At 36.2% G+C, this 17,066-nt stretch carries 15 protein-coding genes; all 15 read right to left on the reverse strand.

Going from position 1 to position 17,066, the window contains the following annotated elements:
* Window positions 1-240: 240 nt before the first annotated feature.
* The 15 genes from CEF14_RS09420 to rbfA all read right to left on the reverse strand — a co-directional run bounded on the left by CEF14_RS09420 (window position 241) and on the right by rbfA (window position 17,050).
* A complete protein-coding gene (locus CEF14_RS09420) occupies window positions 241-1,305 on the reverse strand; it encodes a BMP family lipoprotein (protein WP_102692608.1) in 1,065 nt (354 codons plus the stop codon).
* A gap of 59 nt (window positions 1,306-1,364) precedes the next feature.
* The gene (locus CEF14_RS09425; RefSeq protein ID WP_102692609.1) at window positions 1,365-2,093 is read right to left on the reverse strand and encodes a GntR family transcriptional regulator; all 729 of its coding nucleotides are present in this window, start codon (window positions 2,091-2,093) and stop codon (window positions 1,365-1,367) included.
* A 198-nt stretch (window positions 2,094-2,291) separates the two neighbouring features.
* Entirely contained in the window at window positions 2,292-4,637 is a 2,346-nt protein-coding gene (locus CEF14_RS09430; RefSeq protein WP_102692610.1) for a DNA translocase FtsK, read from the reverse strand.
* Window positions 4,638-4,733: 96 nt separating this feature from the next.
* Window positions 4,734-6,401 (reverse strand): ribonuclease J, encoded by a 1,668-nt coding sequence (locus CEF14_RS09435; protein ID WP_102692611.1) that lies wholly within the window; start codon window positions 6,399-6,401, stop codon window positions 4,734-4,736.
* 118 nt (window positions 6,402-6,519) lie between these two features.
* Window positions 6,520-7,410: a 4-hydroxy-tetrahydrodipicolinate synthase gene (gene dapA, locus CEF14_RS09440; protein ID WP_102692612.1), complete on the reverse strand. Its 891-nt coding sequence runs from the start codon at window positions 7,408-7,410 to the stop codon at window positions 6,520-6,522.
* 13 nt (window positions 7,411-7,423) lie between these two features.
* Window positions 7,424-8,464 (reverse strand): aspartate-semialdehyde dehydrogenase, encoded by a 1,041-nt coding sequence (locus CEF14_RS09445; protein WP_102692613.1) that lies wholly within the window; start codon window positions 8,462-8,464, stop codon window positions 7,424-7,426.
* Between the two features lie 79 nt (window positions 8,465-8,543).
* Window positions 8,544-9,131, reverse strand: coding sequence for a dipicolinate synthase subunit B (locus tag CEF14_RS09450; RefSeq protein ID WP_102692614.1), 588 nt, complete (start codon window positions 9,129-9,131; stop codon window positions 8,544-8,546).
* Between the two features lies 1 nt (window position 9,132).
* A complete protein-coding gene (locus tag CEF14_RS09455) occupies window positions 9,133-9,939 on the reverse strand; it encodes a dipicolinate synthase (protein ID WP_102692615.1) in 807 nt (268 codons plus the stop codon).
* Window positions 9,936-10,205 (reverse strand): YlmC/YmxH family sporulation protein, encoded by a 270-nt coding sequence (locus tag CEF14_RS09460; protein WP_102692616.1) that lies wholly within the window; start codon window positions 10,203-10,205, stop codon window positions 9,936-9,938. Before CEF14_RS09460 ends, CEF14_RS09455 begins: the two co-directional genes overlap by 4 nt.
* Window positions 10,206-10,283: 78 nt before the next feature.
* Window positions 10,284-11,513, reverse strand: coding sequence for a M16 family metallopeptidase (locus CEF14_RS09465; protein ID WP_102692617.1), 1,230 nt, complete (start codon window positions 11,511-11,513; stop codon window positions 10,284-10,286).
* 293 nt (window positions 11,514-11,806) lie between these two features.
* Window positions 11,807-13,915, reverse strand: coding sequence for a polyribonucleotide nucleotidyltransferase (pnp, locus tag CEF14_RS09470; protein ID WP_102692618.1), 2,109 nt, complete (start codon window positions 13,913-13,915; stop codon window positions 11,807-11,809).
* 194 nt (window positions 13,916-14,109) lie between these two features.
* Window positions 14,110-14,379 carry a 30S ribosomal protein S15 gene (gene rpsO / locus CEF14_RS09475; protein ID WP_066785740.1) on the reverse strand — a complete coding sequence of 90 codons (270 nt, stop codon included), beginning with the start codon at window positions 14,377-14,379 and terminating at the stop codon, window positions 14,110-14,112.
* 145 nt (window positions 14,380-14,524) lie between these two features.
* Entirely contained in the window at window positions 14,525-15,475 is a 951-nt protein-coding gene (gene ribF / locus CEF14_RS09480) for a riboflavin biosynthesis protein RibF (RefSeq protein WP_102692619.1), read from the reverse strand.
* 11 nt (window positions 15,476-15,486) lie between these two features.
* Entirely contained in the window at window positions 15,487-16,401 is a 915-nt protein-coding gene (truB, locus tag CEF14_RS09485) for a tRNA pseudouridine(55) synthase TruB (RefSeq protein ID WP_102692620.1), read from the reverse strand.
* A gap of 301 nt (window positions 16,402-16,702) precedes the next feature.
* Complete coding sequence (rbfA, locus tag CEF14_RS09490; RefSeq protein ID WP_102692621.1) at window positions 16,703-17,050, reverse strand: 30S ribosome-binding factor RbfA; 348 nt, start codon at window positions 17,048-17,050, stop codon at window positions 16,703-16,705.
* Between the last annotated feature and the right edge of the window lie 16 nt (window positions 17,051-17,066).

The raw sequence follows: 17,066 nt of genomic DNA on the forward strand, positions 1-17,066 counted from the left end.
TCGCGGACGAGCGCCGAGAGCTCTTCGCTACTTTGTTCACTGGGGTCTCATCTGTCTCCCTTACCGCTTACTGATACTTTTCTTATTTCGTGTTTTTCAAAAAACTAAGAATTATGAAATTGATTTCGCTTCTAAAAAATTCTCTTAATCTTCAAATACCTTCATCTATTAATTTTTCAAAGAGATAAAAACATCATAAAGACCAATGTTTATGGCCTTTATGATGAATATGGTTAACTATTATTTACCTGGTTTTTCAGGAACTTTAATGTCACCATTGATAATTTTTTGTTTATAGTCATCAATTTTCTTTTGTGTTTCTGGAGTGATTGCACCGCGAGAATCAGCTAGGTCAACACCGTTGTCTTTTAAACCAAAAGTGATAGTTTTTCCACCAGGGAATTTACCATCTTTTGTTTGTTTAGATACATCTTCTGCCGCAATATCAACACGTTTTAATACAGAAGTTAAAGTAACATTTGTTTTGTCATCTACTTTACCTTCGTCATATTGGTCACGGTCAACACCGATTACCCATACATCTGCTTTTGGATCTTTTTTCTTACGTTCTTTTGCTTCAGTGAATAATCCATTACCTGTACCGCCAGCTGCATGGAAGATAATATCATCCCCTGAATCATACATTGATTTTGCAATAGCTTGACCTTTTGCAGCATCGCCAAATGAACCTGCATATTGTACATCAACTTTGATTTTTGGATTTGCTGCTTTTGCACCAGCTACATATCCTGCTTCAAACCCATCAATAATTTCGCTTTTCATACCACCGATGAAACCGATTTTACCAGTTTTAGATTGTAAAGCTGCAGCAGCACCTGCTAAATAAGAAGCTTCATTTGCACGGAACATAATTGAAGCAACATTATTTTGACCTTCAACTACTGAATCGATAATAGCGATTTTAGCATCTTTTTGTTGTTTTGCTACTTCAACTACTGAATCATGAAGGTTAAAACCTACAGCAAATACTAAATCAAAATTACGACGGATTAAACTGTTAAGGTTGGTATTGTAATCACTTTCAGAAGCAGATTGTAGGTAGTCATAACCACCATTACCTTTTGATAGGCCATTATCTTTACCAAATTTTTGAAGACCTTCCCAAGTTGATTGGTTAAATGAACGGTCATCAATACCACCGATGTCAGTTACCATTGCAACTGAGAATGAATTTTTGTCATTGCCTTTTTTTGTGTCTGTTGCGTTGTTAGAACCACAAGCTGCTAGTAATGTACCAGATGCTAAAAGAGCAGAAAGTGCTAAACCTATTTTGCGTGTTTTCACTTGAATCCCCCCAAAAAGTAATTTCATTGTATTTTCGATAGCAGGAATGCATACTTGTTTTACACACGTTTTCGAACTACATGGAAACTGAATTTATCAGCTCTGAAATAATTACGTGAATAAAGCACCACTCGATCGTTATCATCGTAATGGAGCTGTTTTAAAACAAGGAGCGCAGTTTCACGCCCACATTTTAATATTGGAGAAACTTGACTATGATAGCCAACTGGATCTATAAATGTAACAGCATATGCTACATGAATTTCTCCAGATTCCTCTAAAGCAGAAAAAATAGATGAATTATGTCGAAGCAAGAAATCTGCTGGTAAATACTTTGCAGGCACTTGGTCCACACAATACACGACCGGTTCACCGTCTGCTGTACGCACACGTTCAATCGTTATTAAAGATTCATCAGCATCACATTGAAAGCGTTTTATATCTTCTTCATTTGGAAGCTGCTCGGTAGAACTTATGTAGTTTGTACCGGGCTGCATTCCAACATCCTCAATCATAGAGGAAATACTTGAAAGTTGTTCAATTCCAGATGTAAATAATGGCTTTGGATTAACAAAAGTACCTACACCATGTCTTCGAACAATAATATTTTCTTCTTCCAACAGTCTTAAAGCTTCACGAAGTGTCGCACGACTGACTCCAAGTGATTTTGATAATTCAAATTCAGAAGGTAATTTTTCATTTTCTTTATAAACACCTTGTTCAATATCTGCCTTTAAATGATCAATCACTTGAAGATATAGATGACGATGATCAGACTTTATTGTCATATAAACCACCACCATAAGAGATCAGACATCAGACGTAAAACATTCCTACTAATCAGACATTACTATACCATTTTTGTTTAAGTAAATAAATAACTTTCACAAAAAACTGTGTTAAAACAGATAAATTTTTATTTCATCTATGCTCATTTAGACAATTTTTTTACATTCTTTGGTTAAATTCAAAATTATCTATTAAAATTATTTTCCAATCAATACTTCTCTTGGTTTGCTTTTTTCTGCCGGTCCAACAATCCCTCTTTCCTCCATCTGATCCATAATGCGTGCAGCCCTTGCGTAGCCTATTTTAAGCTTTCTTTGGAGGAAAGATACGGATGCTGTATCTTGTGCAGCCACTAATTGAACAGCCTCTTCAAAAAGTTCATCCGTATCATCTAAATCTTGAATTTCTTCTTCCTCAGACGGAATCATTTCTTCTTGATATTGAGCTTTTTGCTGTGCTATAACAAATTCTACAATCTGTTCTACTTCACTATCTGAGACGAATGCACCTTGCACCCGAACAGGTTTCGATTCACCTGCAGGTAGGAATAACATATCGCCTCTTCCTAACAAACGTTCAGCACCACTCATGTCAAGAATTGTACGAGAATCAATGGCTGATGAAACTGCAAAAGCAATTCGAGATGGTATATTTGCTTTAATAATCCCCGTTATAACATCAACACTTGGTCTTTGTGTAGCAATAATTAAATGAATGCCAGCAGCTCGGGCCATTTGTGCTAAACGTGTAATCGAATCTTCCACATCACTAGAAGCAACCATCATTAAATCTGCTAATTCATCAACAATAACTACAATAAATGGCATTTTGGGATGCTTTTCACCGTTTTCTTCATTGAATTTATCAATTTGCTCATTATATCCTTCGATGTTACGTGTACCTGTATGTGAAAACAAATCATAGCGTCTTTCCATTTCAGAAACCACTTTTTTTAATGCTTGTGATGCTTTACGAGCATCTGTCACAACGGGAGCCAGTAAATGAGGTATACCATTATATACATTTAATTCAACCATTTTTGGATCAATCATCATCATTTTAACTTCATGAGGCTTTGCTCTCATTAGTATGCTAATGATGATGCCATTAATACATACAGATTTACCACTTCCTGTTGAACCGGCTACGAGTAAGTGAGGCATTTTGTTTAATTTAGCCAGTTTTGCTTCACCTGTAATATCTCTTCCCAATCCAATTAATAGCTTTTCATCTGGTTTATTGTTTTGTGAAGACTCTAACACTTCACGTAAACTTACAATTGCTACTTCTTTATTTGGTACTTCTATACCTACTGCTGATTTACCTGGGATTGGTGCTTCAATGCGTATATCTTTTGCAGCAAGTGCTAATGCTAAATCATCTTGTAAACTAACAATTTTGCTTACTTTTACACCCCGATCAGGGAGTACTTCATATTCAGTAACAGCTGGCCCCAAATGCACTTGCGTAACAGTAGCTTTAACGCCAAAAGATTGGAAAGTCTGCTCCAATTTATGCGCATTATTTTGAATGAGTTCAAACTCTCCACTTTGATCAGTATGTGGAGGAAGTCTTAAACTGTTCATCGATGGTAGTTGATATGCTTCATTTTCAACCTCATCTGAAGTATCAATAGACGTGTGATCTTCATCATTATGTGAACTTCCTGCATTCATCTCAACTGTTTCTGGCTCAGGTTGTTGTGGATGCACTACTCTTTGTGTAAAGGCAGAAATAATGGGTTCTCTACGTTCTTCACTGACGGGTTCTACTTCTGTTGCTGCATGATGTTCATCTTCAGGCACAGGCAACTCCCGTTCTACTCTTTTTCGATTTTTGCGAGTATCCTTTTTCTTTTCTACAGCTTTTTGTTTTTTCGCTTCTTTCCTACGACTGATAGAATCTCCTGAATCTTCCTTCATTTGTAAGATAGTTTTTTTGATAGCTGGCAATTTACTTGCCAAATACGGTATAAGTGCTTTTCCTGTTATTAATACAATACCGATAAGCACCATTAACCAACCCGCTATTTTTGCACCAGCAGAGTCGAATAATGCAAAAAAACAAGCAAATAACACTGCACCAATCATGCCTCCTCCTAATGCATGACTGTGATCTTCTATACCACCACTAGTAATCAATATTCGCCATGTTTCTTTTAAAACAGAATTACTTTGAATTACATTTCCTTCAAATAATTGTTCGAATAACGCTATATGACTAAATAGTGTTAGTCCACCTGTAATTAACAAACTACCTATTATTAATCGATTTTTGAGATTTGGAACCGTTCTTTTTACCATCAATAAAAGAGCACTAACGATCAATAAGAAGGGTACTACAATAGCCCAGTTTCCAAATAAGAATAACGATAACGATTGAAGTAATCTTCCCACAATCCCATATTCAAAAAATATAATGATTGCAAAACCAATTAAAACGAGACCAATAATTTCATACATCAATGGATGCGATGGTGTATCTTTTTTTGCCTTTGATGCTGCTTTTTTTGACTTTGCTGGTCCCTTTTTAACAATTGCCATGCCTCCACCTACTTTCTTAAGTATTCATATATTGAAAGGAAAAAAGGATTCCCTACCATACCAGATGTTAGGAAATCCTTTTAGTCCGCTTACGCATTAATATTCCATAATAATAGGGATAATCATTGGTCGGCGCTTTGTTTTTTGGAATAAATAAGAGTTTAGCGTGTCACGGATTTCTTGTTTTATATTTGTCCATTCATATGATCCTTTATTCACATATTTTTCGACAACAGTTCTTACTAGTTCAGAAGATTCACTTAATAATTCTTCAGATTCTCTTACATAAACAAATCCACGAGATAATATTTCTGGACCTGAGGCAATTTTCTTCATTTGACGGTTGATTGTAACAACAACGATAAAAATACCATCTTGGCTCAGTAATTTACGATCACGTAAGACGATATTGCCAACATCACCAACGCCAATGCCATCAATTAATATATTCCCTGCAGCCACTCGACCACTCATGCGCATTTTACCGCCTTTATATTCGACGATATCCCCTTTATCTGCTATAAAAATTTGAGATTTTGATAAGCCTGTTTGTTGAGCTAATTTTGAATGCGCGATGAGCATACGATATTCCCCTTGAATTGGAATAAAGTATTTTGGTTTCATAAGATTTAACATCAATTTCAAATCTTCTTGTGCGCCATGTCCTGAAACGTGAACCTTTTTATCAGCAGATAATACCTTAGCACCAGCTTTTGCCAGACTATTCATCGTATCAGCAATTTGGACTTCCATACCTGGTGACGGTGTAAATGTAATAAGTACTGTGTCAGTAGATTTAATACGAATATCGCGGTGGTGTTTACGGATGATTTTTTCTAATCCTTCTAGTGGTTCACCTTGATTTCCTGTAATAATTGCTACTATTTCTTCATCAGGATAGTCATTCATTTTACTAACTGGAATAATACGTTCTGGATCTATATGTAGATAGCCTAAACGCATACCAATTTCAAATACATGTTCTAAGCTTCTACCTACTACCGCAATTTTACGATCTGCAGCAGTCGCTTGATCAAATACTTGTTGGATACGAATAAAGTTGGATGCATAAAGAGCAACTAAAATACGGCCTTCTGCATGATGGAAAGTTTTTGCTAACTTTTCACGAACAATGTTTTCAGGTATTGTATATCCTGGACGTTCTGCTTCAGTTGAATCAGACATTAGGATAAAAACGCCTTCCTCACCTAGTGCAGCCATTTTTGCGATGTCTGGCTTATATTTTCCTTGTGCTGATTGGTCAAATTTAAATTCACCTGTATGCACGATTGCTCCTTCAGAAGTATGGAAAGCAATCCCCAAAGAATCTGGAATACTATGAGTTGTGTGGAAGAACGTCACATATGTTGATTGGAAATTCATCCGACTCTTATTAGTTACTTCAAAAAACTTTACTGGGTATGGAGCTGGCAAATCTCTCAAGTGTTCTTTTGCTAATGCAATTGTCAGTTTAGAACCATAAACAGGGGCATTAACTTTTTGTAAAAGATATGCTACAGAACCGATTGCATCTTCGTGTCCATGTGTAAGGAAAATCCCTTTCACACGAGATTTGTTTTCCTCTAAGTACGTCATGTCTGGAATAACGTAATCTATTCCGAGCATTTCATCCTCTGGAAACATAAGTCCACTATCTACGACAAAAAGCTCTTCGTCGATTTCAACGACATACATAGCCTTGCCGATTTCACTAACGCCACCTAGTGGAATGACGCGAATAACTTCATTTTTTGTTTTTGCCACTTGATTTCCTCCTAAAATAATCCCGAACACAAACCACTTACTCCCATTATATCTATTGTTGGGAGTTTTCACAAACAAAAAAAGAATGGGCAAGGCTGCCCATTCAAAAAATTATTTTCTAAAATTGTTTTTGCTTTTCCAAATAGTCTTCCCACACAAGATCAAAGGCTAATTTTTCTTGATCTGTCAGTGTTACAATTGGTAATCTAACATATTCTGACCCTATTCCTAATTTGGTTAAGGCGTATTTTACAGTGGAAGGACTTGGCGTTGCAAATAAAGCTCGAATTACTGGTAATAATGCTTGATGTATTGTTGCTGCTTTTTGATGATTACCTTCTTTAAATAAAGAAACCATTTTTTGCATATCATTTCCAACTACATGTGCTGCAACGGAAATAACACCTGAACCACCTATTGCTAATAGCGGTAATGTTAAGCCATCATCTCCAGAGTAAACTTTCAATCCTTCAGGAGCTTTAGCTAAAATTTCCGTCATTTGATCTAAACTACCACTAGCCTCTTTAACAATCTGTATGTTTGGAATTTTACTTAACTCCAAAATGGTTTGTGGTTGTATATTAACAATTGAACGTCCTGGAATATTGTACAACATTACTGGTAATGATGTACAATTAGCAATTGTTGCAAAATGTGTATACATTCCTTGTTGACTTGGTTTGTTGTAATAAGGGGCAACTAACATAACTCCATCTGCCCCGGCTGCTTCAACTTCTTTAGTAAGTGCCATTGAAGCTTGTGTATTATTACTTCCAGTCCCTGCAATAACGGGGATTCTCTTATCAACTGTTTTCACAACAAATCGGATTAAGGCCACTTTTTCATCATGTGACAATGTTGGTGATTCACCTGTTGTACCACAAACAACGATTGCATCGGTACCATTCGCTATTAAATGCTCTATTACCTCTGAAACCATTTTAAAATGAATTGAGCCATCTTCACAAAATGGTGTAATCATCGCAGTAGCAATATTACCAATATTCATTTGTTATGCCCCCTCAGATTAATCCTTCTTCAATCATCTTTTCGGCAATTTGAATAGAGTTTAATGCTGCTCCTTTTAATAAGTTATCTGCTACAACCCAAAGGTGGAAAGCATTATCTTTTGTTAAATCTTTTCGAATACGTCCTACAAATACTTCATCTTCGCCTTCAGAATAAATTGGCATTGGATAGACTTGAGATGTAATATCATCTTGCACAATTACACCTGGAGCTTCTTGTAATACTTTTTTAATATCTTCTACAGTTACGTTTTCTTGATCAATTTCAATATACACAGACTCAGAATGTCCAGCTACAACTGGAACACGTACACATGTTGCAGCAACAGGTAATTCTTTCGCGTGCATAATTTTCTTTGTTTCGTTAATCATTTTCATTTCTTCATAAGTGAAACCATTTTCAGTAAACACATCAATTTGTGGAATAACGTTACCTGCAATAGGAAAATGTTTTTTATCGCCCTTTACTGGTAATACATGTGCTTCTACATTTTTTATTTGGTCAAAATGCAGGCTTTGTTCTTTTAATTCTTCAATCGCACTCATTCCTGACCCTGACACAGCTTGATATGTAGAGACGATTAAATTTTTCAATCCAAATGCTTGGCGAATTGGTTCAAGTGCTGCAACCATTTGTATAGTTGAACAATTTGGGTTTGCAATAATACCTTTGTGAGTTGCTAAATCTTGTGGATTTACTTCTGGTACAACTAATGGTACTTCTGGATCCATACGGAATGCACTTGTATTGTCAATCACAACTGCTCCACGCTCTGCAGCAGCAGGAGCTAATGCTTTAGAGACAGATCCCCCTGCACTAAATAAGGCAATATCCACTCCTTCAAAAGCTTCTGGTGTCGCCTCTTCTACTGTGTATGTTTGACCATTAAATGTAAGTTCCTTACCAGCAGAACGTTTTGATGCAAGTAACTTCAACTTTCCAATTGGAAACTTACGCTTTGCAAGCTGCTCCATCATTTTTGTTCCTACTGCACCTGTAGCTCCAATTACTGCTACTGTATATTCTTTAGCCATCATACATCTCTCCTCAACTGTTCATTAGATAATGGCGCTATTGTATCATAAGTCGTAAGAATTTTATATAATAATTTAATTATTTAGTATATTGAATTATCAAAGGCTGTAATTGTCTCTTATCTAAGGAAGCTACAACCGTAGGCAATAACTGCGTAAAATCAGATATCATTGAATTTGGCTTTCCAGTCGGATTATCTTGACCAAATGGAATGAAATAGATATTTTTAGTATTTAATAATTTCATTATATTTACTCCATTCAAGCCAAGTGCATCATTTGTTGAAATCCCTAATACAACAGGGCTCCCATTTCGTAAAGTTGCTTTAGCCGCCATCAATACAGGAGAATCCGTTGCTGCGTTTGCAAATTTACTGATAGAGTTTCCTGTCATAGGAGCAATAACCATACAATCTAAAGGATTGGAAGGTCCAAAAGGTTCTGCTTCAACTATACTTTTAACTACTTCATGACCAGCTAAGGCTTCTATTTTTTCAATCCACTCTGCACCGGTTCCAAAACGCGTTGCAGCTGTTAGTACAGAATTTGTAATAATTGGTACAACAGTTGCACCTTGCTCCGTTAAAGTTGTAATTTTAGGTATAACATCTTCATAGGTGCAGTGTGACGCAGTTATACCAAGGCCAATACGTTTTCCTTCTAACACTTTATCCCTCCCTTAGTTCGTTATTTTTGCGAATAATTACTTGTGCTAATAAATTCGCTGCATCCTGTGGAAAATACTTTCCTGGAAGGCCAGGCAATAATTTATAGTTAACGCTCTCGGTATCTTCTATATTTAAGCATCCTGGCGCTGATGCTACATCAAAAATTGTAACGGAATGATCCAATTGTTGATAGAATTCTTCAGTAAACCATTTATTTGGGATTGTATTAATTAAATAATAAGGTTCTGTCAAATTTTCAGGTAATAGCTGTGATGCTGTATATCCATAAGCAATTGCTTCCTGAATTTGACTATTTGATCTTGCTAAAATATGAACATTTGCTCCTAATTTATGCAACATGTATGCTAGCATTTTGGCTACTCGACCAAATCCTGTCACATAAAATGATTTGCCATAAACAGAGGCACTCTCAAGCTCATAAAAAGCACACAGCATTCCCTCTGATGTTAATCTTGCATTTAACCATATATAGGATTCATCTTGTAAATAGTAAATTGCTCGATCTTCATCTACATATTGAAGTTCTTGTTGTAATGTTTGATTACTTTTACCGACAAATACCGCAGCACCTTTTGGCAACGCCTCAAATGCATATTTGGGTAACTCAACAGCATGAATTGGTAATACAATTCTTTGTGGTTTTTCTGTTAATAAAATTTGTTGTATTTCATCATTCCAAGTATCTGTATATTTATAAATTACTTGTTCAAAATCAAGAGAAAGTTGCACGGCTAACTCCTTAAATCGCAAATCCTTCCCTAGTATCAGCCATTTATCCTTCATCATTTTGTATACCCCGCTGATAAGGGCTGTGTTTTTTTAAATAAAATACGATCTTCTCCAATCAACGATATTTCAGTCCACGGAATAAATGATTGTACTTTGTTTTCTTTTGATTGAAAAGGTAATCGATAGCCTTTATTAACTATTTCAAATCCATAAATTTGCCCTGTTTTAACATTAAGTAAACACTCAGTTTCTGCGAGAAGACCGCAGCGAACACCATCTTTGATCTGAATTAACTCTTTGTCTGCAAGCTCCGATAAGAGCATTCAATCCCTCCTTTTCCCGTATTAACAGTGTATGTCGCCCAAGCTTTTCCCGTGCATAAAAAAGCTAAGGAGACAAGTTTAAATCCCCTTAGCTGGCTTAATAACAGAACTTGCATATGTTTTTGTTAACAAATTTTGAATAACTCGATTAACGCTCTCCTCGTTAACATCATATAGTTCCTGTAAAGTCTGATTGACTGTTCTTTCTTCACCATAAATGAGTTCATTTTTCGCATTACGATTCATGAAATCATTTGATGTTTCAAGTCCCAATAATAAATTGCTTTCTAATTGTTCTTTCGCATACTGAATCTCGATTTTCGATACGCCATCATTTACTATGTTCTCTGTTATTTCAAGAATTGTTTCCTCTAATGTAGTAAGCTTATCTGGTGAAGTACCACCGTAAATCATAAAAGCACCTGCATATTCATATGCAGAATAATAGGAGAAAATGGAATAAGCTAAAGCCTTTTCCTCTCGTACTTTCTGAAATAGTCTTGAGGAAGTCGTATCCCCTAAAATGTTGTTGACTACAAGTAAACTTACTAAATCAGGGTCTTTTACTGTCAATCCCTCGTACCCTAAGACTAGATGTGATTGTTCTGTGTTACTCTCTTTAATTGTTTTTCCAGGAACAAACATTGGTATCTTACTAATTTTATTGGTTTGATGAGTAGAATTTGTGAACTGACCGAATAGTGAAATCATTTTATCGACTAACTCGTTTGAAATATTTCCAGCAACTGAGATCACAACTTTATCCGGGGTGTAATTTTCATAGATATATGATTCAATTTTCTCTTTAGTAAAAGTTGATAATGTTTCTTCTGTTCCTAAAATAGGTGCTCCCATTGAATGATTTGGATACATTACACTCCACAGTCGTTCATCTACATCATCATCAGGTGTATCTTCTACCATCGCCATTTCCTCATAGATTACTTGTCTTTCTCTTTCGATGTCAGTTTCTTCAAATTTAGAATGGAAAAACATATCTGCTAACATTGTAATCGCTTCAATAGCGTGGTGATCTAGCGTAACTGCATAATAACATGTATTTTCCTTTGAAGTGAAAGCATTTAACTGTCCACCAATTCTGTCAAACGATTCTGCAATTTCTTTTGCAGTTCTACTGTATGTACCCTTAAATAGCATATGTTCAATAAAATGCGTAATGCCATTCTCTTCAGCACTTTCGTTTTCAGATCCAACATTTACCCAAATTCCCATTGATACAGATCGAACATAGGGTAAGTTTTCAACTAAAATACGCACACCATTTTGACATATAAATTTTGTTACCAAACAATTACCTCCTTATGTAAAAAAGAGGCTGCCGTCGAATACTAAACGGACAACCTCGTACTTTTTAATTGTGTTTGAGCCTCTCAGGATACAAAAGCGTTCGGCGTTGTCACATGACGTGACGAATTTAGCCGAACTTCCTCTTTTGCTAAACGAGCGCGTTTCGCTTTTATTGTTCTCTAGCTGCACGCGCTAGCTTTTCGGGCCAGATAACCCTCCTCGGACGGGGCAAAAATGCGCCCCTCTGTCGGAGGAACATATGGCCGATAAAGCTAAACGAGCGCGTTTCGCTTTTATTGTTCAGCGCGTTCTTTTTCTTCTTTGATTACTACTTTTCGTGATAAATTGACACGACCTTGGCGATCAATTTCAATTACTTTTACCATTAACTCATCGCCAATTTTCAAGACGTCTTCAACAGCTTTTGTGCGTTCTTCTTGAATTTCAGAGATATGCAATAAACCGTCTTTTCCTGGGAAAATTTCAAGGAAAGCACCAAATTTTTCGATACGTTTTACTTTACCCATATAGTATTCGCCTACATGTGCTTCACGTACAATATTTTCAATGATATCCTTTGCACGTTTAATCATATCTTCATCAGAAGACGAGATGAAAATTGTACCATCTTGTTCTGTATCAATTTTTACGCCAGTTTCTTCAATGATTTTATTGATTTGTTTACCACCAGGTCCGATGACATCACGAATTTTATCTGGGTTAATATGGATACTTTTAATCTTTGGAGCATATTTTGATAAATGATCTCTTGGTCCAGAAAGAGTAGCAAGCATAGATTCAAGAATAATCATACGACCACGTTTTGCTTGAACTAAAGCTTCATGAAGAATTTCACGAGAAAGTCCATCTATTTTAATATCCATTTGAAGTGCTGTTACACCTTTAGCTGTACCTGCAACTTTAAAGTCCATATCACCAAGGTGATCTTCCATCCCTTGGATGTCAGTCAAGATTGAATAATAGTCGCCTTTTTTCACAAGACCCATTGCAATACCTGCAACTGGCGCTTTAATTGGTACACCTGCATCCATAAGTGCTAAGCATGACCCACAAATACTAGCTTGTGAAGTGGAACCGTTTGACTCCAATACTTCTGATACACAACGAATCGTGTATGGGAAGTCCTTTTCATCCGGAATAATTGCTGATAATGCACGCTCTCCTAGAGCACCGTGACCGATTTCACGACGACCAGGTCCACGCATTGGCCCAGTTTCACCAACAGAGAATTGTGGGAAATTGTAATGGTGCATGAAGCGTTTAGATTCTTCTACTCCAAGACCATCAATAATTTGAACATCGCTCAATGCACCTAATGTACAAATAGATAATGCTTGAGTTTGTCCACGTGTGAATAGGCCTGAACCGTGTGCACGTGGTAATAAACCTACTTCAGAAGATAAAGGACGAATTTCATCTAATTTTCGACCATCTGGGCGAATTTTTTCTTCAGTAATTAAACGACGAACTTCTTCCTTTACCATTTTATCTAGAATTTGACTTACTTGTTTTAATGTTTCTTCGTCAGCTTCTTGCTCTTCATATTTTGCTATAACTTCTGCCTTTACTGCTTCGATTGCTTCATCACGTGCATGTTTTTCATGGGTTTGAATCGCTGCATTCATCTTTTCTTCGTATTCAGAAGTAATGGCTTGCGTTAGCTCTTCATCTAGTTCATGAAGAACAACTTCAATTTTTTCTTTACCAGCTTGAGCAGTTACTTCTTCTTGGAATGCAATTAATTTTTTAATTTCTTCATGACCAAACATAATTGCTTCTAACATTGTTTCTTCTGGAACTTCTAAAGCACCAGCTTCAACCATGTTGATCGCATCTTTTGTACCTGCAACTGTTAAGTTGATGATAGAATCTTTCCATTGATCAACTGTTGGATTTACGATGAATTCACCGTCAATCATACCTACTTGAACACCAGCAATTGGGCCATCAAATGGAATATCAGACACCATAAGTGCTAATGATGAACCAAGCATTGCTGCCATTTCTGAGCTACAATCTGAATCTGCTGACATAACCATTGAAATAACTTGTACTTCATTACGGAAACCATCTGGAAATAGAGGTCGAATTGGACGGTCAATTAATCGTGATGTAAGTACAGCCTTTTCAGAAGGACGTCCTTCACGTTTAATAAATCCACCTGGTATTTTACCAGCAGCATATAATTTTTCTTCGTAGTTAACTGTTAATGGGAAGAAATCCGCTTGCTTAGGTTGTTTGGACATTGTTGCATTACATAATACAGCTGTTTCTCCATAACGTACCATTACGGCCCCATTAGCTTGTTTTGCGAGCTGACCAACTTCAATTTGCAAAGGTCGTCCAGCCCATTCATAGGTAAAAACCTTTTTCTCGTTCATGTTTGAACTCCTCTCTTAAAAAGAAAACCTAATGACATATATATTTATGTTATGTAGTTACTTGTAGTTTATCAAAAATAATAATGCTTTGCGAAACATTTCTCTAAACTTCAGTTTCAATTATTAAATAGGAGGTAAAATTAATTGAAGCATAAAGAAAAAGCGGGACAAGCCCGCTTTCACAAAATTGCATTTTATCGACGTAAGCCGAGTTTAGTAATGATTTCACGGTAGCGTTGTACGTCATTTTCACGTAAGTATTTTAATAAGTTACGACGACGTCCGACCATTTTGAATAAACCGCGACGAGAGTGGTGGTCTTTTTTGTGAACACGTAAATGTTCGTTTAAGTTGTTAATCTCTTCCGTAAGGACAGCGATTTGAACTTCTGGTGAACCAGTATCACTTTCATGAGTACGGTATTCAGCAATGATTTCGTTTTTACGTTCTTGTGTTAGTGCCATCCTATTCACCTCCTAAATTAAAATATCCCCGATTACTGAGCTACTCGTTGGTGATTCGATGTGCCAAGTAATGGTTAAGTGATTTATAAGCAAGTCACTTTAGAAATATTAACACAAAGCTTTTTCCTATGCAACTATTATTACTTTACTTACAGTGACTTAAGTATTCCATTGCTTGTCTTTTATCTACTTCAATTTGTGCTTTTAAAGACTCAATTCCATCAAATTTTTGTTCACCACGCAGATATTTATACCAATCTACTTTTACTTCTTCACCATAAATATTTTTATTAAAATTATTAATATAGACTTCAATTGTCAAATTCTTTTCGTCAGGGTTTTTAAATGTTGGTTTATAGCCTACATTACAAACTCCATCGTGCCATTCATTTTGTACTTGCAATCGTACAGCATAAACACCAATTGCAGGGATAAAAGTACCTTCTGCTTCTTGTACATTTGCAGTTGGAAAACCTATTTGCCGTCCACGCTTGTCCCCATGAACAACAATTCCAGGAATTTGATATGGTCGACCAAGTAGCTCTCGAACCTTTTCCATATCTCCTTCTTTTAATGCATGTCGAATCCGTGTTGAACTAATTTTTTCTGAAGATTGCTGCTGTTTTTCAACTACGGTTACTTCATAATCTCCATTACTCATTTCTTGTAAATCTTTCATCGAACCGCGTCCCATCGCTCCGAAAGTAAAATCGAATCCAGCTGTAACATGTTTAATATTCAAATTTCGAATAAAGACATCAACAAATTTTTGTGGACTTAGTTTAGCAAAATCTGAAGTAAAACGAACAACAAATACGGTTTCTACTTGTAGTTCTTCCAAAACTTCTAATTTTTGTTTAAGTGGCGTAATATAAAATACTTGCTCTTTACGCTGTCCTAATACAATGGATGGATGTGGATCAAATGTCATTACTGCAAGTTTTAAGTTTTTCTTCTCAGCTTGCATCTTTGCTTCTTCAATTACAGCTTGGTGTCCACGGTGGACCCCATCAAAAAATCCAACTGCTAAAGAATAAGGCCCCTTAATTTTATCTGAACTGATTTGATGAGGGTACATCAGTTGAATGACTTTCATGCGACTGCCTCCTAATCAACTTTCGGGAACATTTTTTCTGGTTTCATAAGTCCCTTTTTCTCCGGATGCTTTACATAGACAGCAACCGCTTTGTTATTTTCCATATAAACTATTCTATCATGTTCTTCAAGTGAAGGATGCATTGGCAGAACTTGACCATTTATGATTTTTTTTCGGTTATCTGTTGTTATTTCAAAATGTGGATAGTCAACTAACGCATATTCTAATGGCTTGATACATTCATTTAACTTGTCATTTTCGGCTTTTTCTTGTAATTGATCTAATGTGACACAATCTTCTTTTGTAAATGTACCCGATTTTGTACGTACTAATGAGGCCATATGTGCAGGATAACCAAGTATTTCACCTATTTGAACAGCTAATGTTCGGATATATGTTCCTTTACTACATGCTATTCGCACAGGAAATGTAATCGTCTTGCCATGATATTCTTCACAATGATCCAGTAAATCTAGTGCATAGATTGTTATTTGACGGGTAGGACGTTCAATTGTTTCGCCACGTCTAGCATATTCATATAATTTACGACCATTTACTTTGACAGCTGAAAACATTGGTGGAGTTTGAGTTATTACCCCAGTTAATGCTTTTAATGCCTCTAGTACTTGAAGGCGGGTAATATGTTTTTCTGTTGTATCTTCTTCTACAACATCTCCTTCAGCATCTTCAGTAGTTGTAGACGTTCCAATTTCAATAATCGCCTCATATACTTTTCCTGCGTCTGTTAGATATTCAGCAAGTCTTGTTGCATTACCTATGCAAATTGGTAGTACACCTTCAACACCAGGGTCTAATGTTCCGGTATGACCTACTTTCTTTGTGTGAAGAATTTTACGAATTTTAAATACACAATCATGAGAGGTCATGCCTCTTTCTTTCCATAATGGGAGAATGCCATGCTGCATGCATGTTCGCTCCTTTACTTATAAAATATAATTTCATGCAGATTAATTATCCATTTTTATCTTTAAAAACGGAAGATTAATAGAGATCCGCTACGTGGATTGCTAGCTTTCCCGCGAGAGCCCAAAGCTACAATTAGTAAACAATGAGACACAAGCAATTTGAAAGTTAGATGAAAGGAAACTATTCTTCCTACTTTATCCTAATCAACACGCTTGATACAATTTTAAACTTAATATACCTAATAGTCACATATCACATTAGAAAAAGCCTGCAAATTGTATCTGCAGGCTTTTTCGATTATTATTCTTGCGAATCGTGAAGTTGACGTAACAATGTGTCAATTCGATTACCGTACTCAACAGATGAGTCAAACTCAAATGAAATTTCGGGTGTAATTCGTAAACGAATACGGTGACTAATCTCTGATCGAATAAAGCCTTTTGCTTTCTCTAGACCTTTCATCGTATCTTGACGTTCTGTTTCTGAACCTAAACAGGTGATATATACCTTTGCTTGTTGTAAATCACCTGTTACATCTACATCTGTTACAGTAACGAAACCAACTCGTGGATCTTTTAACTTACGACTAATAATATCAGCAAGTTCTTTTTTCATTTGTTCCGCAACACGATTTGAACGCATTGACATAATCGTTTCACCTCAG

This window comes from Rummeliibacillus pycnus, from assembly GCF_002884495.1.
Classification (GTDB): domain Bacteria; phylum Bacillota; class Bacilli; order Bacillales_A; family Planococcaceae; genus Rummeliibacillus; species Rummeliibacillus pycnus.